The 22221-nt window shown below is 64.3% G+C and carries 22 protein-coding genes; 9 read left to right on the plus strand and 13 right to left on the minus strand.

What is annotated here, in order from left to right; all coding sequences use genetic code 11:
* Nucleotides 1-27 precede the first annotated feature (27 nt).
* The 4 genes from AC2CGW_RS18920 to AC2CGW_RS18935 all read right to left on the minus strand — a co-directional run bounded on the left by AC2CGW_RS18920 (nucleotide 28) and on the right by AC2CGW_RS18935 (nucleotide 3547).
* Entirely contained in the window at nucleotides 28-579 is a 552-nt protein-coding gene (locus AC2CGW_RS18920) for a tetratricopeptide repeat protein (protein WP_186710536.1), read from the minus strand.
* Nucleotides 580-810: 231 nt separating this feature from the next.
* Nucleotides 811-2094 (minus strand): glutamate-1-semialdehyde 2,1-aminomutase, encoded by a 1284-nt coding sequence (gene hemL / locus AC2CGW_RS18925; RefSeq protein ID WP_411383719.1) that lies wholly within the window; start codon nucleotides 2092-2094, stop codon nucleotides 811-813.
* 17 nt (nucleotides 2095-2111) lie between these two features.
* A complete protein-coding gene (gene thiE, locus AC2CGW_RS18930) occupies nucleotides 2112-2735 on the minus strand; it encodes a thiamine phosphate synthase (protein ID WP_186669277.1) in 624 nt (207 codons plus the stop codon).
* Nucleotides 2736-2749: 14 nt separating this feature from the next.
* Complete coding sequence (locus AC2CGW_RS18935; RefSeq protein WP_484574433.1) at nucleotides 2750-3547, minus strand: hydroxymethylpyrimidine/phosphomethylpyrimidine kinase; 798 nt, start codon at nucleotides 3545-3547, stop codon at nucleotides 2750-2752.
* A gap of 264 nt (nucleotides 3548-3811) precedes the next feature.
* On the opposite strand from AC2CGW_RS18935, the gene AC2CGW_RS18940 reads away from it, so the two are divergent.
* The 4 genes from AC2CGW_RS18940 (at nucleotide 3812) to AC2CGW_RS18955 (ending at nucleotide 9816) form a co-directional block, all read left to right on the plus strand.
* Entirely contained in the window at nucleotides 3812-5803 is a 1992-nt protein-coding gene (locus AC2CGW_RS18940; RefSeq protein WP_484574434.1) for a sensor histidine kinase, read from the plus strand.
* A gap of 95 nt (nucleotides 5804-5898) precedes the next feature.
* Nucleotides 5899-7542, plus strand: coding sequence for an acyl-CoA dehydrogenase family protein (locus AC2CGW_RS18945; protein ID WP_186669280.1), 1644 nt, complete (start codon nucleotides 5899-5901; stop codon nucleotides 7540-7542).
* Between the two features lie 135 nt (nucleotides 7543-7677).
* A complete protein-coding gene (gene amn, locus AC2CGW_RS18950; RefSeq protein WP_186669281.1) occupies nucleotides 7678-9180 on the plus strand; it encodes an AMP nucleosidase in 1503 nt (500 codons plus the stop codon).
* Between the two features lie 6 nt (nucleotides 9181-9186).
* A complete protein-coding gene (locus AC2CGW_RS18955; RefSeq protein ID WP_238343329.1) occupies nucleotides 9187-9816 on the plus strand; it encodes a pseudouridine synthase in 630 nt (209 codons plus the stop codon).
* A 7-nt stretch (nucleotides 9817-9823) separates the two neighbouring features.
* On the opposite strand, the gene AC2CGW_RS18960 is transcribed toward AC2CGW_RS18955, so the two are convergent.
* Nucleotides 9824-10027: a DUF2788 domain-containing protein gene (locus tag AC2CGW_RS18960; RefSeq protein WP_013974331.1), complete on the minus strand. Its 204-nt coding sequence runs from the start codon at nucleotides 10025-10027 to the stop codon at nucleotides 9824-9826.
* Between the two features lie 53 nt (nucleotides 10028-10080).
* Nucleotides 10081-10557, minus strand: a complete 477-nt coding sequence (locus AC2CGW_RS18965; RefSeq protein ID WP_016712159.1) for an Lrp/AsnC family transcriptional regulator — start codon at nucleotides 10555-10557, stop codon at nucleotides 10081-10083.
* Nucleotides 10558-10961: 404 nt separating this feature from the next.
* Between AC2CGW_RS18965 and AC2CGW_RS18970 the strand changes: the two genes are divergently transcribed.
* Nucleotides 10962-11801 (plus strand): DUF6515 family protein, encoded by an 840-nt coding sequence (locus AC2CGW_RS18970; protein ID WP_186669282.1) that lies wholly within the window; start codon nucleotides 10962-10964, stop codon nucleotides 11799-11801.
* 43 nt (nucleotides 11802-11844) lie between these two features.
* Here AC2CGW_RS18970 and AC2CGW_RS18975 read toward each other — a convergent pair whose 3' ends face one another.
* Together AC2CGW_RS18975 and AC2CGW_RS18980 are read right to left on the minus strand one after the other, a co-directional pair.
* Nucleotides 11845-12714: a cation diffusion facilitator family transporter gene (locus AC2CGW_RS18975; protein WP_484574435.1), complete on the minus strand. Its 870-nt coding sequence runs from the start codon at nucleotides 12712-12714 to the stop codon at nucleotides 11845-11847.
* A 25-nt stretch (nucleotides 12715-12739) separates the two neighbouring features.
* Entirely contained in the window at nucleotides 12740-13159 is a 420-nt protein-coding gene (locus AC2CGW_RS18980) for a polyribonucleotide nucleotidyltransferase (protein ID WP_186669286.1), read from the minus strand.
* 121 nt (nucleotides 13160-13280) lie between these two features.
* Between AC2CGW_RS18980 and hrpB the strand changes: the two genes are divergently transcribed.
* The gene (gene hrpB, locus AC2CGW_RS18985; RefSeq protein WP_484574436.1) at nucleotides 13281-15815 is read left to right on the plus strand and encodes an ATP-dependent helicase HrpB; all 2535 of its coding nucleotides are present in this window, start codon (nucleotides 13281-13283) and stop codon (nucleotides 15813-15815) included.
* Nucleotides 15816-16139: 324 nt separating this feature from the next.
* On the opposite strand, the gene AC2CGW_RS18990 is transcribed toward hrpB, so the two are convergent.
* Together AC2CGW_RS18990 and AC2CGW_RS18995 are read right to left on the minus strand one after the other, a co-directional pair.
* Nucleotides 16140-16463 carry a hypothetical protein gene (locus tag AC2CGW_RS18990; RefSeq protein WP_484574437.1) on the minus strand — a complete coding sequence of 108 codons (324 nt, stop codon included), beginning with the start codon at nucleotides 16461-16463 and terminating at the stop codon, nucleotides 16140-16142.
* A gap of 198 nt (nucleotides 16464-16661) precedes the next feature.
* A complete protein-coding gene (locus AC2CGW_RS18995; protein WP_186669290.1) occupies nucleotides 16662-17435 on the minus strand; it encodes an alpha/beta hydrolase in 774 nt (257 codons plus the stop codon).
* A gap of 103 nt (nucleotides 17436-17538) precedes the next feature.
* Between AC2CGW_RS18995 and AC2CGW_RS19000 the strand changes: the two genes are divergently transcribed.
* On the plus strand, nucleotides 17539-18975 hold the full coding sequence (locus AC2CGW_RS19000) for an HD domain-containing phosphohydrolase (RefSeq protein WP_288375588.1): 1437 nt from the start codon (nucleotides 17539-17541) through the stop codon (nucleotides 18973-18975).
* Nucleotides 18976-18985: 10 nt separating this feature from the next.
* Here AC2CGW_RS19000 and AC2CGW_RS19005 read toward each other — a convergent pair whose 3' ends face one another.
* Complete coding sequence (locus tag AC2CGW_RS19005) at nucleotides 18986-19477, minus strand: hypothetical protein (protein ID WP_186669292.1); 492 nt, start codon at nucleotides 19475-19477, stop codon at nucleotides 18986-18988.
* 119 nt (nucleotides 19478-19596) lie between these two features.
* Nucleotides 19597-20265 (minus strand): YciC family protein, encoded by a 669-nt coding sequence (locus AC2CGW_RS19010; RefSeq protein ID WP_186669293.1) that lies wholly within the window; start codon nucleotides 20263-20265, stop codon nucleotides 19597-19599.
* Nucleotides 20266-20416: 151 nt separating this feature from the next.
* Here AC2CGW_RS19010 and AC2CGW_RS19015 point away from each other — a divergent pair, with 151 nt between their 5' ends.
* Together AC2CGW_RS19015 and AC2CGW_RS19020 are read left to right on the plus strand one after the other, a co-directional pair.
* Nucleotides 20417-21160: a DUF2076 domain-containing protein gene (locus tag AC2CGW_RS19015; RefSeq protein ID WP_186669294.1), complete on the plus strand. Its 744-nt coding sequence runs from the start codon at nucleotides 20417-20419 to the stop codon at nucleotides 21158-21160.
* A gap of 71 nt (nucleotides 21161-21231) precedes the next feature.
* Nucleotides 21232-21711: an NYN domain-containing protein gene (locus AC2CGW_RS19020; protein WP_186669296.1), complete on the plus strand. Its 480-nt coding sequence runs from the start codon at nucleotides 21232-21234 to the stop codon at nucleotides 21709-21711.
* 10 nt (nucleotides 21712-21721) lie between these two features.
* Here the strand turns inward: AC2CGW_RS19020 and AC2CGW_RS19025 are convergent, their stop codons facing one another.
* Complete coding sequence (locus AC2CGW_RS19025; protein WP_054892846.1) at nucleotides 21722-22180, minus strand: Lrp/AsnC family transcriptional regulator; 459 nt, start codon at nucleotides 22178-22180, stop codon at nucleotides 21722-21724.
* Nucleotides 22181-22221: the final 41 nt, after the last annotated feature.

Consider the following 22221-nt stretch of genomic DNA (forward strand, 5'->3'; position numbering starts at 1 on the left):
GCAAAATTTGACGGTTGGGTGATCGGATCAGGGCAGCGGCGAGAACGGCGTGCGCCCTTCGGCGCTTTGCAGCTCCAGCAGGTACTTGCGGAAGATCTGTCCGAGCACTTGCGTGGCATGCTCGAGTTCGTCGCGGGGCATCTGCTCGGTGACTTCGTCGGCCATGTCCAGGGCGTCTTCGGCGCCGTTGACCGCAGCGATCTTCAGCAGGATGTAGGCCTGGACGTTGTTGGCCTTGACCCCTTCGCCGTGGAAGAACATGCCGCCCAGACGGTACTGGGCCTGGGCGTGGCCCTGCAGCGAGGCTTTTTCGAACCAGTTCAGTGCCTTGTTCAGGTCCTTGGGGGCCTGGTTGCCGGTGTAGTAGAACTCGCCCAGTTCGTACTGCGCCTGGGCATCGCCGGATTCCGCACTTTGCGCGCAGGCTTTCAGTGCGTTCTCCAGGTCTTGCGGCTGGGCGTTGAGAGTGCAGCGGCCCGTCGCTGGAATCAGCAACGAGTTACCGCCCTCCGCCAGGGCCAGCAAGGGCTGAAGAAGCAACAGGCAGCCCAAGATGAGGGCGCGGCCGGTGCGGTTCATGGGGATCGACTTACCTCTGCAAAGCTGCGGCCAATGTCTCTGGTGGCACATTATGGGATAAGCAGCGCCAACCTTACAAAGTTTTACTCGAAATTCTGCATCGAGGGGTATTTGTGCGACTTGTGATGGGGCTCACGTTTTGCTCTGAAGCAGCCTCATCGGGGTACAACCCTGCCCGCACAGACGGTAGCAGTGGGGGTGGGCTTGTCCCGCGATGAGGCCATCAGCTGGTCACTTCAGCTTGGCAAATGCCTGCTCGGCCGCATCCAGGGTGATCTGCAGCTCTTTCTCGCCATGGGCGATGGAGGTGAAGCCCGCTTCGAACGCACTCGGTGCCAGGTACACACCGCCCTCGAGCATCAGGTGGAAGAAACGCTTGAAGCGCTCCGCGTCGCTGGCCATCACATCGTCGAAGGTGACGATGTCGTCGGCGCCGGTGAAGTACAAGCCGAACATCGCGCCCGCCTGGGTGGTGACGAACGGTACGCCGGCTGCATCGGCGCGCTGCTGCAGGCCGTCGAGCATACGGCTGGTGAAGGCGCTCAGTTCGTCGTGGAAGCCCGGGCGGCTGATCAGCTTGAGGGTGGTCAGGCCGGCGGCCATGGCCAGTGGGTTGCCCGACAGGGTGCCGGCCTGGTAGACCGGGCCGAGCGGGGCGATGCAGCCCATGATCTCGCGCTTGCCGCCGAAGCAGCCGACCGGCATGCCGCCGCCAACGATCTTGCCGAAGGTCGACAGGTCCGGGGTGATGCCGTAGTAGCCCTGGGCGCCGCCCAGCGATACGCGGAAACCGGTCATCACTTCATCGAAGATCAGCACCACACCATGCTTGTCGCACAGTGTGCGCAGGCCTTCGAGGAAGCCGGGCGCCGGCGGTACGCAGTTCATGTTTCCGGCCACCGGCTCGACGATGATGCAGGCCACTGTCTGACCAACATCGGCGAGGGTCTTCTCGACGGCTGCGATGTCGTTGAACGGCAGGGTCAGGGTGTGCTTGGCGAAGTCGGCCGGCACGCCCGCCGAGCTCGGTACGCCCTGGGTGAGCAGACCGGAACCGGCCTTGACCAGCAGGCTGTCGGAGTGGCCGTGGTAGCAGCCTTCGAACTTGATGATCGCGTCGCGACCCGTGTAGCCACGGGCCAGGCGAATGGCGCTCATGGTGGCTTCGGTGCCCGAGCTGACCATGCGCACCATCTCCATCGACGGCACGATCGAGCAGACCAGGTCGGCCATCTCGGTTTCCATGGCGGTCGGTGCGCCGTACGACAGGCCGTGCTCCAGTTGGCGGCGCACCGCGTCCAGCACGTCCGGATGGCCGTGGCCGAGGATCATCGGCCCCCAGGAGCCGACATAGTCGACGTAGCGCTTGTCGTCTTCATCTACCACATAGGCGCCTTCGGCATGCTTGAAGAACAGCGGTGTGCCGCCGACGCTCTTGAAGGCGCGCACGGGCGAGTTGACGCCGCCGGGGATGTGCTTCTGGGCTTGGGCGAACAGGGTTTCGGAACGGGACATGGGATCTTCTCTCGAAATCAGGAAGCGAACAGGGCGTTGAAGGCGCGGGCGCGGCGGGTGACTTCCTGCGCGCTGTCGGCACCGAACAGGCCGTGGATCACCGCCAGCAGGTCGGCGCCATGGGCGACCAGCGGGGCGGCGTTGTCGAGGGTGATGCCACCGATCACCGCGATCGGCAGCTTGACCTGGGCGCGGGCCTGCTCGATCAGGTCGAGGTTGGCGGCCGGGGCGCCGGGCTTGGTCAGGGAATTGAAGAAGCGGCCGAAGGCCACGTAGCTTGCGCCTTCGCTGGCGGCCTGTGCGGCCAGGTCGAGGCTGGCATGGCAGGTTGAGCCAATGATGGCTTTGCGCCCGAGCAGGGCACGGGCCGGCGTGAGTGGGCCGTCGGTCTGCCCCAGGTGCACGCCGACGCCCAGGCGCGCGGCCAGCTCGGCGTCATCGTTGATGATCAACTGGGTGCCGTAGCGTTCGCAGAGTTGCATCAGCGCTTCGGCCTCGCGCAGGCGTCGCGCCGCATCGTCACCCTTGTCGCGGTACTGCAGCAGGCAGACACCGCCTTCGAGCGCTGCCTCGACATGGGAGAGGAAACGGCCGGCGAGCAGCTGGCTGTCGGTGATCGCGTACAGGCCGCGTAGCTTCATGTGATGGCCTCGTATCAGGAGCAGAAGTCCAGGGGCAGGCGGCGTGGCACGTACTGGCCCTTGCCCAGTTGCTCGGCGTCGCGCAGCGTGCGCCAGGTGTAGTCCAGGGCACTGCGCACGGCGCTTTCGAGCTGCTCGCCCAGCGCCAGCCGGCCGGCCAGGGCGCTGGCCAGCGTGCAGCCTGAACCATGGTAGCTGCCGGGCAGGCGCTGGCAGGTCCAGGTGTGTTGCTGGCCGCTGCGGCTGTACAGGCGGTTGTGGATTTCCACCTCGTCGCCATGGCCGCCGGTAATCAGAAGATGCTCGCAGAACGGCAGAAGTTTCTCTGCGCATTGGTCGGCACTGCCGTTCGGCAGTTCGGCAAGGATGCGTGCCTCGGGCAGGTTGGGCGTGGCGATGGTAGCCCGCGGCAGCAGACGCTCGCGCAGGGCGTAGCCGACCTCGTCCTTGCCCAGGCGGCCGCCACCACCGGCACGCAGCACCGGGTCGCAGACCAGCGGCAGGTGCGGATGCGCGGCGAGGAGTTCGGCGACGGTGTCGACCATCTCGATCGAGCCGAGCATGCCCAGCTTCACCGCTGCCACGGTGGAGTCGGCCAGCACGGCATTGGCCTGGGCCAGCACCCACTCGCGGTCGAGTACGCGGAAGTCGGAAACGTTGACGGTATCCTGAACGGTCAGGGCGGTCACGGCAGGGGCGGCGTGACAGCCTTGGGCGATCAGGGCTTCGATATCTGCCTGCAGGCCGGCACCGCCACTGGGGTCGTGGCCGGAGAGACAGAGGACAACGGGGCGGGAGCTGTAGGTATTCATGGTCGGCGAGCTTACCACCAAACCCCTTTGCGCGAATCGGCGAGTGCGGCAATTTTGCTGACCAAATGGTCAGGTTGTACGTTTGGCGTTGCCTGAAATGTCCGTTCTAGAGGGCTTTCTTTGAAATTGGCAGTGGCTGCTGGACGGCTCCGAAGGCTATGCTAGAGTGCTCGGATAACTCGATTAACGGCGCTGCCGGGTTTCGTCGTCTCAAAGGGATGGGAGGCAATCACGACACAACCGCGCAGACCATGCTGGGGCTGTATGCGCTATTTGCTGATTGTGCTCTTGGGCTGCCTGCCCCTGCTCGCCGGAGCGGTCGATTTCGACGATGCTACCCGGCAACTCCCCTTGGGCAAGCTGATGCAGGTCTACGAAGACGTGGATGGCAGCACCAGCATCGACCAGGTCAGCGCGCCAGCGTTCGCATCGCGCTTTCGTACGCATACCCACGACGTGCTCAATGCCGGTTATTCGACGTCGGTGTTCTGGCTGAAGCTCGACCTGCGCCCTGTCGGTCTGCCGGCAGCGGCGCCCCGCCAATGGTTGCTGGAACTGGCGTACCCGCCGCTGGATCATCTGGAGCTCTATCTGCCTGACGGCGAGGGCAAGTGGCGCCTGACGCAAAGCACTGGCGACGCTTTACCCTACGCCAGTCGGCAGATCCAGCAGAACAACTACCTGTTCGAACTGCCGTTGCCCCGCGAGCAGACCACCACGGTCTACCTGCGCCTGCACAGCCAGGGATCGGTGCAGGCGCCGCTGACCCTCTGGTCGGCCGAGGCCTACATCGAGTCGCAGCCGGGGCGCTTCTACATACTGGGCATGATCTACGGCGTACTGCTGGTGATGCTGGTCTACAACCTGTTCATCTATCTGAGCGTGCGCGATGTCAGCTATCTCTACTACATCCTTTATATAGGTGCGTTCGGGCTGTATCAGATCTCGGTCAACGGTGCCGGGGTCGCTTACTTCTGGCCTGAAAACCCCTGGTGGACCAACGCCGCCACGCCGTTGTTCATCGGTGCGGCCGGCCTGTTCGGTTGCCAGTTCACCCGCCACTTCCTGCAGGTGCGTCGCCTCAGCCCGGGGTTTGATCGGTTGTTGTTGCTGTTGATGGCCGGGGGTGTGCTGGTGATGCTGCTGGCCGTCAGCCTGTCCTATGGCGTGGCGCTGCGCATGGCTACGGCGCTGGCGCTGGCCTTCACGGTGACTGTGTTCGCTGCCGGTGTGATGGCCTGGCGGCGCGGCGTGCGCGTTGCGCGCTGGTTCGTCATCGCCTGGACGGCGTTTCTGCTCGGCGGGTTGGTCAACACGCTAATGGTGCTGGGTTACCTGCCCAATGTGTTCCTGACCATGTACGCCAGCCAGCTCGGCGCGGCACTGGAGGTGGCGTTGCTGTCGCTGGCCCTGGCCGATCGCATCAACAGCCTGCGCGAAGAGCAGTCGCGGGCGCTGCGTGACAGCGGCCGAAAACTGGAGCAGCTCAATCAGCAACTGGCGCGCAGCAATCGGCTCAAGGATGAATTCCTCGCCACCGTCACCCACGAGTTGCGCACACCGATGAACGGCGTGATCGGTTCGCTGGAACTGATGCAGACCCTGCCCATGGGCGCCGAGCAGGCGCAATACCACCGCACGGCCGTGGGCTCGGCACAGGACATGATGGCGATGGTCGACGACATCCTGATCCTCACCGAACTCCAGGCGGGCCGTCTGCGCGCCCACGGCGCACCGTTCAGCCTTCGGCGACTGTTGCAGGAGCTGCGGGCAGGGTATGCCGGGCAGGCACTGGGCAAGGGCTTGTACCTGAGCCTGGACGTGCCTGCGGACCTGCCCGACAGCCTGGTGTGCGATGCGCAGAAACTTGCCCGCTGCCTGGCCTGCCTGGTGGACAACGGGCTGAAATTCACCCATCAGGGCGGTGTGATGATCCAGGTTCGTGGCCGCTTGATCGGGCCCGACAGCCTGGCGTTGAGTGTGACGGTCAGCGACAGCGGCATCGGCTTCGACGACCTGGACCAGGCGATCCTGTACCAGCGTTTCTTCCAGGTCGATGGCTCCATGACCCGGCGCTATGGCGGCCTGGGGATCGGTTTGTCGATCTGTCGTCAGTTGGGCGAGCTCATCGGCGCGCGCCTGTCCCATGAGTCGACGCGTGGCCTGGGCAGTCGCTTCGAACTGGTGATGACGGTGGCCGTGGCCCAGGTGCAGGTCCCTGCCGGGCAGATCGCTTCCGGACCTCGCACGCTGTAGGTCGGGTCGCCAGAATCGGCGCTTTTGCCACTTTGACTCAAGGGTAATGAGTGCTTCACTGGACCTTCCAGGCCACTTCGGATCCAGGAGCCGCCATGAACCTGCACCAGTACGCCGAAACCCACGAAGTCACCAACCAACCGCCGCCGCTCGACGGTGCCAACCTGTACCGCCTCGATGTACCGCTGCAGGAGTGGTCCAAGCGTTTCGGTGCAGGGTGGGCCGAGGCACGGATCGATGCCTATGGTGCATTGGCGGGTGGGCCGCTGATGGCAGCAGGGTTCCTGGCCAATGCCCACAAGCCCGAATTCAGCAGCCACGACCGCTATGGGCATCGCATCGACCTGGTGACCTTCCATCCGGCCTACCACGAGCTGATGCGTACTGCGGTCGAGCATGGCCTGCCCTCGCTGCCCTGGTCCGAGCCGCGAGCCGGTGCCCATGTGGCCCGAGCCTCGATGACCTACCTGCACAGCCAGGCCGAGGCCGGCACAGGCTGCCCCTTGACCATGACCTTTGCCGCCGTACCGGCATTGCGCCTGCAGCCGGAGCTGGCCGAATACTGGCTGCCCAAGGTGCTGGCGCGTGAATACGACCCACGCAACATCGGTGACCGGCACAAGGCCGGGGTGACCATCGGCATGGCCATGACCGAGAAGCAGGGCGGCACCGACGTGCGTGCCAACACCACCCGTGCTTATCCGGTCGGCACGCCCGGGCCGGGGCAGGCCTACGAGCTGGTGGGACACAAGTGGTTCTGTTCGGCGCCGATGTGCGATGCCTTCCTGACCTTGGCGCAGACCGAAAAAGGCTTGAGTTGCTTCCTGCTGCCGCGTCATCGACCGGACGACCAGCGCAACCAGTTCTACATCCAGCGCTTGAAGAACAAACTGGGCAACGTCTCGAACGCCTCCAGCGAGGTCGAGTTCCGGGGTGCCCTGGCCTGGATGATTGGCGAGGAGGGCCGCGGCGTGCCGACCATTATCGAGATGGTGGCCATGACCCGCTTCGACTGCATGGTCGGCTCCAGTGCCTTGATGCGTCAGGCCCTGACCCAGGCCACCCATCACTGCGCGCACCGCAAGGTCGGCGGCAAGCTGCTCAGCGAGCAGCCCCTGATGCAGAACGTGCTCGCCGACCTGGCCCTGGAAAGCGAAGCAGCGCTGGCCCTGAGCCTGCGCATGGGCCAGGCGCTGGATCAGCTCGACGATCCGCAGCAGGCGCATTTCGCGCGGCTGGTCACGGCGGTGGGCAAGTACTGGATCTGCAAACGTGCCCCGGCGATGATCAACGAAGCCGCTGAATGCATGGGCGGCGCGGGTTATGTAGAGGACAGCATCCTCCCGCGGCTGTACCGCGAGGCGCCGGTCAACTCCACCTGGGAGGGCTCGGGCAATGTGCAGTGCCTTGACGTGCTGCGCGCGCTGTCCAAGGAGCCGGGCGTGCTCGACGCCCTGTTCGTCGAGCTGGGGGATGGCCATGGCGATCCTCGGCTGGCCGCGCACATCGGCAATCTCAAGGGCGCCTTTGCCGACACCAGCGACATTCAGTACCGGGCACGCCAGTTGACCGAGGACATCGCCGTGGCGATTCAGGCCAAGCTGCTGCTCGAGGCGGGCAACGCCGCAGTGAGCGATGCGTTTATCGGCAGTCGCCTGGGCACTGGCGGTCGGGTGTATGGCGCGTTGCCGCGAGGCGTCGATGCCCAGGCCCTGGTGGCGCGGGCCACGCCGCTTTGATCGCGTTGGCCCCTTCGCGGGTAAACTCGCTCCCACAGGTATTGCGCTGTATTTGAAACCAGCGGTGAACGTGTGGGAGTGGGTTTACCCACGAAGAGACCACCGGGGATGTTTTTAGCGCCGAAGGCAGGCAAGATGGAAACCCTGCATGCCCTCGAAGACAGGAAGCCCAGCGTGAGCCAAGCGTTTGTAGTCGTTGATACCCCCGAACAGGCCGTCGATCGTCTGGCGGCCCTGCATGAACAGGCCACCGGGGCCCTCAGCCAGGCCCTCAAGCGTTACCTCAAGGACCGCACCGAACCGGACGAAGGCCAGCGCGCCCAGTTCCGCTATCCGGCGTTACGCCTCACCTACTTCAGCCAGGGCGAAGTCGCCGCTACCACGCGTGCCTATGCCAAGGTGCAGGTCGCCGGGACCTACAGCGTCACCGTTACCCAGCCGGCCGCCTTCCGCGGTTATTTGCTGGAGCAGCTACGCCCGCTGATGAACGACTACACCGTGACGGTGGAAGTAGGTGTCAGCGAGCAGAACATCCCGTATCCCTACGTGGTCGACCAGGGCGACGAACTGGCCGGCAGCGGCATCACCGCCGCGCAGCTGGCGCGGGTGTTCCCCAGCACCGACCTGTCTGCCGCCACCGACAACATTGCCGATGGCCTGTACGACTGGGAAAGCGCCGACACGCTGCCGCTGGCGCTGTTCGACGCCGCCCGTGTGGACTTCTCGCTGCGCCGCCTGGTGCATTACACCGGCAGTGACTGGCGCCACATGCAGCCGTGGATCCTGCTGACCAACTACCACCGTTATGTCGACCAGTTCATCGCCCACGGCCTCGAGCAGTTGCGCCAGGACCCGCGTTTCGTGCGCATGGTGCTGCCGGGCAATGTCGTGATCGAGAAGGGCATGGATAACGGCGAGGCCCAGGCTCTGGTGGCCGGCGTGGTCTGGCACCGCTACCAGATGCCGGCCTACCATCTGATCGCCGCCGACGGCGATGGCATCACCCTGGTCAACATCGGTGTCGGCCCGTCCAACGCCAAGAACATCACCGACCACCTGGCCGTGCTGCGTCCGCACTGCTGGCTGATGATCGGCCACTGTGGCGGCCTGCGTCAGTCGCAGACCATCGGCGACTACGTGCTGGCTCACGCCTACATGCGTCGCGACGGCATCCTCGATCGCGTGGTGCCGCCGAACATCCCGATCCCGGCCCTGGCCGAGGTGCAGTTGGCGCTGCAGGAAGCGGCGGCGCAGGTGACCGGCGAGCGCGGCGAGCAACTGAAGAAGCGCCTGCGTACCGGCACCGTGCTCACCTATGACGACCGCAACTGGGAGCTGCGCTGGGCCCAGGAGCGCCCGCTGATCAACCTGTCGCGCGCCGTGGCGGTAGACATGGAGAGCGGCACCATCGCCGCACAGGGTTATCGCCTGCGAGTGCCCTACGGCACCCTGCTGTGCGTTTCCGACAAGCCGCTGCACAGCGAGATCAAGCTGCCGGGCTCGGCGAACGCCTTCTACAACCGTGCGGTCAGCCAGCACCTGAAGATCGGCATCGCTGCCCTCGATCTGCTGCGCACCGAGCTCAACTCGCTGCACTCGCGTAAACTGCGCAGCTTCGATGAGCCGCCGTTCCGCTGAGGATCCATGCCCTTGCCACCCCGCTCCAAACCGCGTCGCCCGGCGGCGCGTCCTGTCGGTCCGCGTCGCCCGCCCAAGGCGCCGCCGGCCGAGCCGCGCCTGATTCTGTTCAACAAACCCTTCGATGTACTGACCCAGTTCAGCGACGACCAGGGGCGCGCCACACTCAAGGACTTCATCGATATCCCGGGTATCTACCCCGCCGGGCGTCTGGACCGCGACAGCGAGGGCCTGTTGCTGCTGACCAATGACGGCGGTTTGCAGGCGCGCATCGCCGACCCGAAGCACAAATTGCCCAAGACCTATTGGGTGCAGGTGGAGGGGGATCCGAGCGAGGAGCAGTTGCGGCAATTGCGTGAGGGCGTCGAACTCAACGATGGCAAGACCTTGCCAGCCGAGGCGCGCCTGCTCGATGAGCCTGCACTGTGGCCGCGCAACCCACCGGTACGCTTTCGCAAGAGCATTCCCACGCAGTGGTTGGAGCTGGTGATCCGCGAAGGGCGCAACCGCCAGGTGCGGCGGATGACGGCGGCAGTGGGGTTGCCGACCTTGCGTCTGGTGCGGGTCAGGATCGGTAGCTGGACCCTCGATGGACTGGAGCAGGGCTGCTGGCGCGAGGTGCCGGCACGGCTGTAGGGTTGCGCTACACCCCTTCGAGAAACCCCACCACCACGCTCTTGATTATGAAGGCCAGCACCCCAAGCCCCAGCACGAAGAACAGGATCAGCGTGCCGAAGCGCCCGGCCTTGGACTTTTTCGCCAGGTCCCAGACGATGAAGCCCATGAACCCGATCAGCACGGTGACCAGGATGATCATCATCCATTCTTCGAATACGGCAGGATCCATCTTCAAGCTCCAGGCGGTTTGAAGGCCCGATCATACGCCGGGCCTGGCAGGGTTCAACGGAGGTGGGTCAATGGCATCTCGGTACTGGCCAGTACCTGGTTGAGCACGAAGCTCGAGCGCACGCTGGTGACGCCTTCGATGCGGGTCAGGCTGCCCAGTAGTAATTTCTGATAGTGGTCCATGTCCGGTACCACCACCTTGAGCTGGTAGTCGGCGTCCATACCGGTGACCAGGCTGCACTCGAGCACCTGGGGCAGGTTGCGGATGGCGGCTTCGAAGGTTTCGAAACGTTCGGGGGTGTGGCGGTCCATGCCGATCAGTACGTAGGCGGTGAGGCTCAGGCCGAGCTTCTTGCGGTCCAGCAGGGCCACCTGGCGCGAGATATAGCCGTCGTCTTCGAGCTGCTTGACCCGCCGTGAGCAGGGCGAGGGGGACAGGCCGATGCGTTCGGCCAGTTCCTGGTTGGAGATACGTGCATCGCGCTGCAATTCGGCAAGAATGCTCAGGTCATAGCGGTCGAGCTTGCTCATCAAGAATGCCTTTTCTGTTCGGATTGCGGCGAATTATCAATCCTGAGTGAAAAATTGCGCAAGTGCTATTTATCAGAGCAATCTTCGCAATCCTCTGCCGCACCCATTCCTCTATCTTTATCAACAGAATCACTGCCCGGACTCAAGTCCACGGCGACGCGCCCTAGGCAGGCGGTCGCGGCCAGCCATCCAACCGGATCACCTGGCCCCCGGGCTGCACAGCGTCCAGAAGACACTGTGAGGTGAGCCGACGCCACAAGCGTCGAGCACGGACGACAATTCCCAAAGGGAGGCCCAACGGCCTCCCTTTTTTATTGCCCGTGTACCTGGGGGATTTCATCTGCCTGCCCCCGCCTCAGGTTAGACTGCTGCCATCAAGCGCTGTGGTTATCGAGAGGACGAGCATGAGGTCACGCATCTGGCAGTGGGCGGGTGTTGGGTTGCTGGGCATGGGCATCAGCCTCGGGGCGCTGGCCCAGGGGCCGGACGACGGACGTGGCTGGGGTGGCCAGCAGGAGTCCAATGGCCCAGGCCAGGGCAGTTCGCCGCTCAACTCCCGTGACGAAGTGCGCCAGACCCAACCTCCGCGCCAGGGCTACTATCAGGATATTCCGCGCCGCAACGGCGACAACCGCCACTGGGAAGCCGGCGGCCCGGGCCAGCGCCCTGGCGGTGATTGGCGGGGTCGGCCTGACGGCCATGGCAACGGCTGGGGACCGGGGCCGCAATATCGCCCTGGCTACACCACCGACCGTTTCCCGGACCGTTACTGGAAAGTGCCTTACCGCGGGCAGGACTATTTCTATTCAGGCGGCTACTGGTATCGCCCGCACAGTGGCGGCTACATCGTGGTGCGCCCGCCCTACGGCGTGCGGGTCAACTACCTGCCTCCCTATGCCCAGGAAGTGTGGTTGAGCGGATTGCTGTACTTCCTGGTGGCCGATACCTACTACCAGTATCAGCCCGACAGCCAGGAGTACGTGGTGGTCAATCCGTCCGCCCCTGCATATGCACCGCAACCCCAGCCCCAACCGGACAATGGTTATGACGTGGTCGCCTACCCGGCGAACGGACAGGGCCCCGAGCAGCAGGAGCAGGATCGCTACCAGTGCCATCGCTGGGCCGTCAGCCAGTCCGGGTTCGATCCGGCCACGGCCACCTATGCGCCACCGGCCAATGTGGCCAACGGCTACCGCCGTTCGCTGGCGGCGTGTCTGAGTGGTCGGGGGTACAGCGTCAACTGAGGGGGCGCGCGGCTTGGGGAGCAGAGCAAATCTGCTCCTGCCGCTAGACAGGGTCGGCGTGGACCATGACATCCGCGCGCGGATAACGCTGGCGGATCTCTTCCGACGCCTTCACGCACAGGGCATGGGCGTCATGCAGCGGCAGTGCGCCGGGCAGTTCCAGGTGCAACTGGACGAACCAATGGCTGCCTGACACCCGGGTACGCAGGTCGTGCACGCCCTTGACGCCGGGAATGGCCAGGGCCAGTTCCTGCATGCGTGCGCCGATGTCGGCGGGCAGCTCCTGGTCCATCAGGATCGAGGTGCTCTCACGGGCAATCTGCAGGGCGCTCCAGAGGATGTACAGCGCAATCCCCAAGCCGAACAGGGCATCCAGTTGTGGCCAGCCAAAGCCGGCCAGCAGCAGGGCGAGCAGGATGCTGCCGTTGAGCAGCAGGTCGGAGCGATAATGCAGCGAGTCGGCACGCACGGCAGTGGAGCCGGTGATGCGGATGACCTTGCGTTGGAACGCCAGCAGCGCGACGGTCAACACCAGCGACAGCAGCATCACCGCAATGCCCGCGCCCGTGTCGCCCAGCGGCTGCGGCGTCTGCAGGCGCTCCACCGCCTGGAAACCGATCAATACCGCACTGACCGCGATGAACAGCGCCTGGGCCATACCGGCCAGGGCCTCGGCCTTGCCGTGGCCGAAACGGTGATCGTCGTCGGCCGGGCGCAAGGCGTAATGCACCGCCAGCAGGTTGAGGAAGGAGGCGACGGCGTCGAGCGCCGAATCGGTCAGGCCTGCGAGCAGGCTCACCGAGCCGCTCAGCCACCAGGCCACGGCCTTGGCCAGCACGAGAATGCCAGCCACCGTCAGCGAAGCACGGGTGGCCAGGCGCAGCAGGCGTAGATGTTCGGCGGTGGCAGTCATGCGTGGCGTGTCGTTCCGGTGTCGGTCAGGCGGCCGGGACCAGGCCGAAGGCGGCCAGTTGCTCAACGCTGCCACGATGCTGGATCAGCCGAGGATCGTTCAGCGGCAGGCGCTGGCCCAGTTCGCTTTCGAGGATAGCCTGCAGCTTGAGGTTGTCGATCTTGCCATCGGTACCGACCGCAGGCTTGAGCTTGGCCGGGTCGACCTGGGCGGTCTTGCCGCCAGGGTAGTAGATGGCGCCCGTGGCGAAGTCGACGCCGAAGGCGATCAGGCCAGGGATGACGTAGAAGAGGATGCCGATCGCGTCCATGGCGGCGACCACCGGGTCGATCTTGCCTTCGATCTGGCCACGGCGATCGGGATAGAAAAGGGTGCCGCAGGCCGTCAGCTGGGTCAGCAGGGCGGCGATGAGGGCGCCGCCGATGACGCGGGAATGGATGCGCATTTGAATCTCCGGAAAAGATGACTGCAGGAGGTCGGGCAAAAAACGCCTGCACCTGATGCTCAGACCATGACGAAGCGGCCTCGGTTCGCCGTTATACTCGCTCGTTCGTTTGAGGACCACCATGAATTCTTTACCGATCGATGCTGTCTTGCCCGCCCTGCGCCAGGCCTTGGGCCAACGCCACGAAGCTGTGCTCGAGGCGCCGCCTGGCGCGGGCAAGACCACCCGCGTGCCACTGGCCCTGCTCGACGAGCCATGGCTGGCCGGGCAGCGCATCGTCATGCTCGAGCCGCGTCGTCTCGCGGCCCGCGCTGCCGCCGAGCGCATGGCCAGCGAGTTGGGGGAAAAGGTCGGTGAGACGGTCGGCTATCGCATCCGGCTGGATAGCAAGGTCGGGCCGGATACCCGCATCGAAGTGGTTACCGAAGGCATTCTCACCCGCCGCCTGCAGGCCGATCCGGCGTTGGAGGGCGTGGGGCTGGTGATCTTCGATGAATTCCACCTGAGAAACCTCGATGCTGACCTTGCCTTGGCGCTCACGCTCAATGGTCGTGAACTGTTCCGGGACGATACGGCGCTAAAAGTGCTGCTCATGTCGGCGACTCTCGAAGGAGAAAGGCTGTCGCGCCTTCTGGAAGACGCTCCGATCATCACCAGCGAGGGGCGGATGTTCCCGGTCACGACGATCTGGGGCAAGCCGCAGCAAGCCGGCGAGTACATCGAGCCGCGAGTGATCAGCACCTGTCTCGATGCGCTGGCCGAGCAATCGGGAAGTCTGCTGGTGTTCCTGCCGGGCCAGGCTGAAATCCGTCGCGTCCTGACAGGGCTTCAGGACAGCCTCGATGCCTCCCCGTCCCTGAGGCGCAATACCTTGCTTTGCCCGTTGCATGGAGAGCTCGACCTGAACCAGCAACGGGCCGCGATCGACCCTGCGCCACCGGGCATGCGCAAAGTGGTGCTGGCCACCAACATTGCCGAGACCAGCGTCACCATCGATGGCGTGCGGGTGGTCATCGATGCCGGGCTTGAGCGTGTTCCGCGCTTCGATCCACGTAGCGGCATGACTCGTCTGGATACCCAGCGGATCTCCAGGGCCAGCGCTACCCAGCGGGCAGGGCGTGCCGGACGGCTGGAGACCGGCGTTTGCTATCGCTTGTGGTCCGAAGCGCAGCACGATCAGATGGCAGGCTTCGCCACCGCCGAAATCCAGCAGGCGGACCTGACCGGGCTGGCGCTGCAGTTGGCCAAGTGGGGTGTCCAGCCGCATGAGCTGGCGTGGCTCGATGCCCCTCCTGCGGCTGCGTACGCACAGGCCAACGACTTGCTGCGCCGCCTTGGCGCGCTCCAGGCGGACGGGCAATTGACCCGGCACGGGCAGGCGATGGCCGAGCTACCGAGCCATCCTCGAATCGCCCATCTTCTGCTGCGAGGTCACGAGCTGGGGCTGGCCGAAACCGCGTGCACTATCGCGGCCCTGCTGGGAGAGCGGGACATACAGCGTGGCGCGGGCGCTGACCTGCACAGCCGGCTGGCCATTCTCAGCGGTGAGCAACGTGCCCAGCGCGGTGAGCAGGGGGGCGCCCAGCGCGCCAGGCAACTTTCCAGGCAGTATCGATCCTACCTGCGTGGCCCTGTGTCGCAAGCCGTCGCCGATCCTCATCATCCACGTTGGGTGGGCTGCCTGCTCGCACTGGCTTATCCCGACCGTGTCGCCCAGCAGCGACGTGATGGCGGGGCCGAATATCGCCTGGCCAATGGCCGGGCAGCGATGTTCACCGAGCCGGACGCCTTGATGAAGCATACCTGGCTGGTCATCGCGGACCTGGGCAGCCGACAGGGCCAGCGGGAGGAGCGGATCTATCTGGCCGCCGACCTGGACGCGGCGCTGTTCGACACCGTCCTGAAAGAGCAGGTCCGCACGGTGGACGAGCTTGACTGGGATGAGCGAGAGGGCGCCCTGCGCGCCGAGCGACAAACCAAGGTTGGCGAGCTCGTGCTGTCGCGCACGCCCCTGGCCTCTCTGAGCGACGAGGCGCGCGTGCAGGCGCTGCTTGACTATGTTCGACGCAAAGGTCTGGAGCTTCTGCCCTGGACGCCTGACCTTCGTCAGTGGCAGGCGCGTGTGGAGCTGTTGCGGGTACTGGATGAGGAGGCGGGTGTCGTCGGCCAATGGCCCGACCTGCGGGATGAGACGTTGCTGCAATCATTGGACGAATGGTTGGGCCCCTATGTCGGCAAGGTCGCCCGGCTCAGCCATTTCGCCCTGCTCGATCTGTCTTCGATCCTGCGCAATCTCCTGCCCTGGCCGCTGCCGCAGCAACTGGATGTCCAGGCACCCCAGACGATGGCGGTGCCCTCAGGATCCAGTATTCGTATCGACTACAGCGAGCGCCCACCCGTGCTTGCCGTTCGACTTCAGGAGTTGTTCGGGCAGGCCGACACGCCACGCATTGCCAACGGCAGGCAGGTGCTCAAGCTGCACCTGCTGTCCCCAGCCCGGCGCCCGGTCCAGGTGACCCAGGACCTGGCGAACTTCTGGCGCTCGACCTACCTCGAGGTGAAGAAGGATTTGAAGGGCAGGTACCCCAAGCATTTCTGGCCAGATGACCCGTTGGTCGTGCAAGCCACTGCCCGCGCCAAACCAAGGGGTACTTGAGTTAGGCGACGGTGCGTTGAGGCGTTTCAATACACGTGTAGCCAGGACGTGCCTTCAACTGAACCTGGCACATCCACCTTATGGATCACGAACTCGGCAGGTTGGGTATCTTGAATACTCAGATAGTGCATCTTGTGCCCCTCGATTTCCGTATGTTCGCTACAGACGCCTACGCGAATGCCACGATGGTCTCTAGGCTCTGTATGAAAAACCTTGATACTCGGTGATGCTGCGTTGAAAACAGCCTCGGAATGCTCATTTACAACCCGTAAACTCCGCTTCCTCGGCTGTTTTCGCCTTGCCTGACCTTCGTCTCAAGGCTTTTCATACAGACCCTAAGATGGCAACGCATTTAGCCGTCTGCCCAATCCAGTAGCTCGATCTTCCAGGGATAGGTTGTGCTGTTGTAGTCATAAAGTCCCAGATAACCATTTTGCTGAAGCCCAGGTGTCCAGGGTTGTCGCCGTAACCTGTGGCCATCAGCTTGAACCAGAGGCGGTCGGGCGTTTTGGAAAGGAACTTCATCGAAAACAAGGGTGATTCACCCATGCCGCCCGCTTGAAGCCAGTTCGCTTCGTTGAACACACCCCAAGCAAGGTGTTCGTTGGGGCGACTGAAGCGTAACGGCACCTTTTCTTCGTTTTGCAACAGGTAGATTCTGGCGTTGGAGTCTTCGATGGTGGGGGCGGCAAGAACTGCCTTGATTTCTTAATTGATCATTGGTCTCTAATCTCCTGCAGAGTTGGGGGCGTGTCCGGAACGGATACACACCCTCTACTCTGCAGTTGCTTCATCGATGGCAGCAGCGTGAAAGCGTTCCTGCAAGGGCGAAGCATGTCGCGCAGGTCACTGACTGCTGGCAACCTTGTCCACGGCCTGCAGGATCACCTTGGCCACTTCGGCCGGTTGCGACTGCTGCGGCACGTGGCTGGTCTGCAGTTCGGTGGTCTGTGCCCCCAGCTTCTTGGCGAAGTCGCGTTGCAGGCCTGGATCGATCATGCGGTCCTGACCGGCCACCACGTACCAGGACGGCTTGGTGCTCCAGGCTGCGGCGCTGGTGCGCTCCTCGAAGGCCGAGGCGCGGATCGGGCCTTGGGTGGCGGTCATGATGTCAGTCTGGGCCTTGGGCAGGTCCTGGGCGAAGTCGGTAGCCATGCCTTGAGGCGTCAGGTACAGGTAGCCGTTGCTGTCGGCCGCGATCTGGCTGATGCCGGGTGGGGTCGGGTAACCCTGGGCCAGGTCCTTGCTGGCCTGGCCGGCATCGGGTGCGAATGCTGCCACATAGACCAGCCCGCGAACGTTGGCGTCGGTACCCGCCTGGCTGATCACCGTGCCGCCCCAGGAGTGGCCGACCAGGACCACGTCCCCTTGCTGGTTGTTCAGCACGCGCCGGGTGGCGGCGACGTCCTCGGCCAGCGAGGTCAGCGGGTTCTGCACCACGGTGACCTTGACGCCATGGGCCTGCAGCAGCGGTACGACCTTGGCCCAGTCCGAGCCGTCGGCAAAGGCGCCGTGGACGATGACCACCGACGGTTTGGCGGTGTCGGCGAAGCTGCTGCCCAGGGTGAAGATCGAGGCAGTCATTGCGATTGCGGTGGCAAGCTTTTTGAATTGGAACATGGCGTGGTCTCCTGTGAGTGATGGCTGTATTCTCGGCAGGATGTGCCTGTACGGGTATCGGTCGAATGACCGAGCCTCCAATTCACTCCACTGTAGACCGCTCATGCCTGCTCCCGACTGCATCCCCCTGGAAGATGCCATCCTCGCCCTGTCGATGGTGGGTGACCTGAGCATGGGTCAGCCTATAGATCAGTCGCGCCGCACGGCGCGGCTGGCGCGCAGGCTCGCGCACGCCTGCATGGGCGAGGGCGACCACCTGCAGGTGGCCGCTGATGTCGCACGGTTGCGCTGGTCCGGTTGCACTGCCAACGCCGAAGATTTCACCCGCCTGCTCGGTGACGACGTGGGTGGCCGCCAAGCCATGCTTGCGCAGACCCTCGACGCCGCCGGGCAGCGGGCGATGCTGCAGACCGGGCCGCTGGCGCGCGTGCACTGCGAGGTGGCAGGCGAGGTGGCCGCGGCTCTTGGGCTGGGCGCGCCAGTGGAGCAGGGGCTGCGGCATGTGTTCGAGCATTTCGACGGTAGCGGCCGACCATACGGCCTGCGTCATCCGCAGGTGCCTGAGGTGGTCTATCAGGTGGTGCTGGCAGGTGATCTGGAGATTCTTTCGCGGGCGCGGGGTCTTGAGGCGGCGCTGGCCTGGATCGAGGGGCAGGCCGACCAGCGGTACCCGCGCAGCCTGGTGAGGGAGCTGCAGTGTCAGGCGGCGGACTGGTTGCATGACTTGCAGGAGGCTGAACAAGCGACGGTCCTGAATACAGCCTGCTCCGACGTGCCTTTGACCTTGGTTGCCGATGTCATCGACCTCAAGTTGACCTGGCTTTCGGGCTATTCGCGTGGTGCGGCTGCGCTGGTGCATGACGCCGCCGCGCTGATGGGCATGCCGGAAGCGCTGCAGGGCGTGCTAAGACAGGCGGCGCTGGTGCATGGCATCGGCCGCGCCGCGGTGCCGAACCGGGTCTGGAACCTGCCAGGTGCATTGCTTGAGGGCGACCGCGAGCAGATTCGCCTGGTGCCCTACTGGACTCAGCGCGCTTGCGCGCAGATACCGGCATTGCAGCGTGCGGGCAAGCTTGCAGCACACGCCTACGAGCGTCTCGATGGCAGTGGTTATTTTCGTGGCGTGGAGGGTGATGCCCTGGCGCCGGAGCAGCGCTTGTTGGCCGTGGCGCTCGCCTGGCAGGCGCTGCGGGCCGAGCGTCCATGGCGAGCGGCGCTTGGCCAGCAGGAGGCCGAGCAGTTGCTCAGGCAGGAGGCGCAACAGGGGCGCTTCGACCTGCAGTGTTGTGAAGCCGTGTTCGCTGCCGAACGCGGGGAGCGCAAGCTGCCGATAGCCAAAGGGGGCGGTGGCCTGTTGAGTGAACGCGAAAGCGAGGTGCTGCGTCAGATCAGCCTGGGTCACAGCAACAAGGAGGTCGCGCGGTTGCTGGGCATCAGTCCCAGTACTGTGCGCACCCATGTCGAGAGCACCTTCCGCAAGCTCGAATGCACCACGCGCGCTGCAGCAACGCTCAAGGCACTGACCCTCGGGTTGTTGTGAGCGCTGGGGTTCAGGTTGTGGGAACCACGAGGAACTCGGCGTCGTTCCCTTCGTAGGTGTTCAGGAAGTGGTAGTTGAAATTATCGAAATGGGGGGCGTCCTGCCAGGTCTTGACGCCATGCCCTTCGTGATCACGCAAACGGCAGACCCAGCCATTGGGCGCGTGCCGCAACGGTTCCAGTTTCCAGTAGTCGGTCACCTCGCTGACCTTATAGAGCCCGAGATAGCCGCCGACGCTTCGCCCAAGCCTGATCAATCCGCTCGACCTGCTGATCATGTAGTGCAGGCGGTCTTCGGTCTTGGAGTGAAGCTCGAAGTCCAGAATCAGAGAAGGTTGGTCACCTCCTGCCTGCAGCCAGTCGTCCCCCGGGACTAATCCCCAGCTGAATTTATCCGTCGTTTTGCTCCGCCTGATCGGGACGAGCACGTCCCCTTTCATCCAGTAGATTGTGGCTTTGAAGTCACGCTGTAGCTCGGTTGCGGAATCTGTTGTCATACCCATTGCATGCATCTCCTGAGGGTGCCCGCGACTGTCGGGCGTCGTTCAGGAGTGTCGATGCAATACGTTGGGCAGGGCACCGCGAACGCTTTCCAGAGCGTTGCCGTCATCCCGTGCAGCTTTCAGTTTCCCGCAGCGGCGCCGGCCTCGCTCTCCAACAGCATGAACAGGCGGTACAGCACCACGCTGCTGAACAATTGCAGGAAGCCGCTCAGGCTGTCCAGCGCCAGTTGCGCGCCCGGCTGTGGCTCTGGGAAGGCCATCAGCAGCAGGCCATCGAGCAGCCATAGCGGCGCGAGCACCGACAGCACGCAGATCAGGATGCGCATGAAGTGCCCGGTGGTCATGCGTGCGCTCTCGCGCATCGACTGCACGACAGGCAGGCCGCGCAGCACCAGCAGGTACTCGGCGAACACCAGGTTGATCATGATCCATACGCCCGGGAAGATGAACAGCGCCAGGCCCGCCATGATCAGCAGCGAACTGATCAGGATCAGCAGGGCCAGCGCCGGCCACAACTGCACGGCGCGCGCGAACAGGTTGCGCTTGCTGATCTGCTGGCCGTTGCTGCGGGTGTCCAGGTAGAGGATCAGCGCGGCGCTGTACAACGGGTAGAACAGCAGGCTGACCAGCATGCCGTAGGCTGGCGAGGCGTCGTCACCCAGCTGGCGGTACAGCAATTGGCTGAACAGGGCTTCCAGCACCACCAGCGGCAGGCACAGCTGCAGGATGCTGGTGAAGTGGCGGCGGAAGAAGTAGAGGGAGTCGCGCAGTATCGTCAGCGGGTTCATCGGTCTATATCGCAGGAAAAAGCAGTGCGTCACTTTAGCCCAGGAGCGAGCGATGCTGAAAAAAGTTTCATCGGCCCCGTAATTGAATCCGGCCCTGGCACGCCCCATCTTTGACCTTGTCCGATGTTCCGCATGGCCCAAGAGGTAGCCCATGAACACTGAAGAACAAACCCTGATCGACGGCCTGTTCGGCCGCATCAAGCAGGCCGAGGATCCACAGCAGCCGCGCGATGCCCAGGCCCAGGCGCGGATCGAGGAGCATCTGCGCCAGCAGCCGGCGGCCCCGTACTACATGGCCCAGGCGATCCTGGTGCAGGAAGCGGCGATCAAGAAGCTCGACGAGCAGAACAAGCAGCTCGAGGCCGAGCTCAGACAAGCCCGCGCCCAGGCCCAGCAAGAGGCGCCGAAGGCCAGCGGTGGCTTCCTGTCGAGCATCTTCGGCAGCAGTACGCGTAGCCCGGAGCCTCAGCGTCCGGTCGCGCCGCCCCCAACCTCCGGTTCCGGTGGCTGGCGCGAGCCTGCGCCCCAGGCCTATGCCCCGCAGCCTCAGGCGCAACCGCAACCACAAGGTTTTGCTGCGGCCCCGGCGCGCAGTGGTGCGAGCAGCTTCCTCGGGGGGGCCATGCAAACGGCTGCGGGGGTGGCGGGCGGTGTGTTGCTGGCGCAAGGCATCAGCAGTTTGTTCAGCCATAACTCGCAACCCAACGAGGTGGTCGAGGTGATCCGCGAAGAGCCGGCCCCAGCCAGCGACAATGGTGGCTGGAATGACCAGGACAACCAGCGCCAGGTCGCTGACAACGGCGATTGGGGCAACGATCAGGGCGGCTATGTGGACAGCGACTACGACAGCGGCGGCGGTGGCTTCTTCTCGGACGATGACGACACCTTCGTCTGATGCGTCTGGCATAATCGCGGGATTCCCAGGGGCGCACTGCGCCCCTTTCGCCGTTATCCCGGGGCCACCAGGTGAAAAAGATCGCGCTGTTCGCGGATGTGCAGAACCTCTACTACACCGTGCGCCAGGCCCATGGCTGTCACTTCAACTACAGTGCCCTCTGGTCCCAGGTCAGCCGCGATGGCGACATCGTCGAGGCCGTGGCCTATGCCATCGACCGGGGTGACAGCAAGCAGCAGCAATTTCAGCAGATCCTGCGCAACCTCGGCTTCGAGGTGCGCCTCAAACCTTACATCCAGCGCAGCGACGGCTCGGCCAAGGGTGACTGGGACGTGGGCATCACCCTGGATGTGTATGAGGCCGCCGGCCGGGTCGACCAGGTCGTACTGGCCTCCGGTGATGGCGACTTCGACCAGTTGCTCGAGCGGGTGATGCTGCGCCATGGCGTCGAGACGGTGGTCTACGGCGCGCCAGGGCTTACCGCGCTGTCGTTGATTCGCGCAGCCACGCGCTATGTCCCGATCGAGGGTAATTTGCTGCTGCGTCACTGAACCGGCGCACTCATCCCTTCCTGCCATTGCCCTGCAAGTGATCCAGCGGCACCCGCCGTTCCACCGCGCTGGACAGAATGATCGACGTCTTGCTGAACCCCAGTTGCGACACCTGGTTGATCAGCGCTTCGAGCTCATGCATCGAACCCACCGCCGCCTGCATGATCACGCACGGGTCGCCCGTGACCCGATGGCATTCGGTGAGCTGGGGGATGCGCGCCAGGGCGTCATAGGCCTGCTGGTTGCCGTGGCTGGCCAGGCGCAGTTCGATGATGCACTGGATGGGCAGGCCGATCTTTTCCAGGTCGACCTTGGCGGCGTAACCGGTGATCACTCCGCTGGCCTCGAGTTTGGCGACTCGTTCGGCTACCGCCGGCGCCGACAGGTTGACCTGGCGGGCGAGCTGGGCGTAGGTGGCGCGACCGTCTTCGAGCAGGGCGGCGAGCAGCATGCGATCGTACTTGTCCATGGGCTTCTCGGTGCGGATATGCAATCAACGGAAAAACAGGT

The sequence above is a fragment of the Pseudomonas sp. SYWMCR5 genome (assembly GCF_057197165.1).

Coding starts and splice junctions, on each gene's coding strand:
- AC2CGW_RS18945 (WP_186669280.1), top strand. CDS start 5,899: ATGAACCTGCACCAGTACGCCGAAACCCACGAAGTCACCAACCAACCG.
- AC2CGW_RS19015 (WP_186669294.1), top strand. CDS start 20,417: ATGAACACTGAAGAACAAACCCTGATCGACGGCCTGTTCGGCCGCATC.
- amn (WP_186669281.1), top strand. CDS start 7,678: ATGGAAACCCTGCATGCCCTCGAAGACAGGAAGCCCAGCGTGAGCCAA.
- AC2CGW_RS18935 (WP_484574433.1), bottom strand. CDS start 3,547: ATGAATACCTACAGCTCCCGCCCCGTTGTCCTCTGTCTCTCCGGCCAC.
- AC2CGW_RS18995 (WP_186669290.1), bottom strand. CDS start 17,435: ATGTTCCAATTCAAAAAGCTTGCCACCGCAATCGCAATGACTGCCTCG.
- AC2CGW_RS19010 (WP_186669293.1), bottom strand. CDS start 20,265: ATGAACCCGCTGACGATACTGCGCGACTCCCTCTACTTCTTCCGCCGC.
- AC2CGW_RS18960 (WP_013974331.1), bottom strand. CDS start 10,027: ATGGATCCTGCCGTATTCGAAGAATGGATGATGATCATCCTGGTCACC.
- AC2CGW_RS19025 (WP_054892846.1), bottom strand. CDS start 22,180: ATGGACAAGTACGATCGCATGCTGCTCGCCGCCCTGCTCGAAGACGGT.
- AC2CGW_RS18980 (WP_186669286.1), bottom strand. CDS start 13,159: ATGCGCATCCATTCCCGCGTCATCGGCGGCGCCCTCATCGCCGCCCTG.
- AC2CGW_RS18940 (WP_484574434.1), top strand. CDS start 3,812: ATGCGCTATTTGCTGATTGTGCTCTTGGGCTGCCTGCCCCTGCTCGCC.
- AC2CGW_RS18975 (WP_484574435.1), bottom strand. CDS start 12,714: ATGACTGCCACCGCCGAACATCTACGCCTGCTGCGCCTGGCCACCCGT.
- thiE (WP_186669277.1), bottom strand. CDS start 2,735: ATGAAGCTACGCGGCCTGTACGCGATCACCGACAGCCAGCTGCTCGCC.
- AC2CGW_RS18955 (WP_238343329.1), top strand. CDS start 9,187: ATGCCCTTGCCACCCCGCTCCAAACCGCGTCGCCCGGCGGCGCGTCCT.
- AC2CGW_RS19000 (WP_288375588.1), top strand. CDS start 17,539: ATGCCTGCTCCCGACTGCATCCCCCTGGAAGATGCCATCCTCGCCCTG.
- AC2CGW_RS18970 (WP_186669282.1), top strand. CDS start 10,962: ATGAGGTCACGCATCTGGCAGTGGGCGGGTGTTGGGTTGCTGGGCATG.
- AC2CGW_RS19005 (WP_186669292.1), bottom strand. CDS start 19,477: ATGGGTATGACAACAGATTCCGCAACCGAGCTACAGCGTGACTTCAAA.
- AC2CGW_RS18920 (WP_186710536.1), bottom strand. CDS start 579: ATGAACCGCACCGGCCGCGCCCTCATCTTGGGCTGCCTGTTGCTTCTT.
- hemL (WP_411383719.1), bottom strand. CDS start 2,094: ATGTCCCGTTCCGAAACCCTGTTCGCCCAAGCCCAGAAGCACATCCCC.
- AC2CGW_RS18965 (WP_016712159.1), bottom strand. CDS start 10,557: ATGAGCAAGCTCGACCGCTATGACCTGAGCATTCTTGCCGAATTGCAG.
- hrpB (WP_484574436.1), top strand. CDS start 13,281: ATGAATTCTTTACCGATCGATGCTGTCTTGCCCGCCCTGCGCCAGGCC.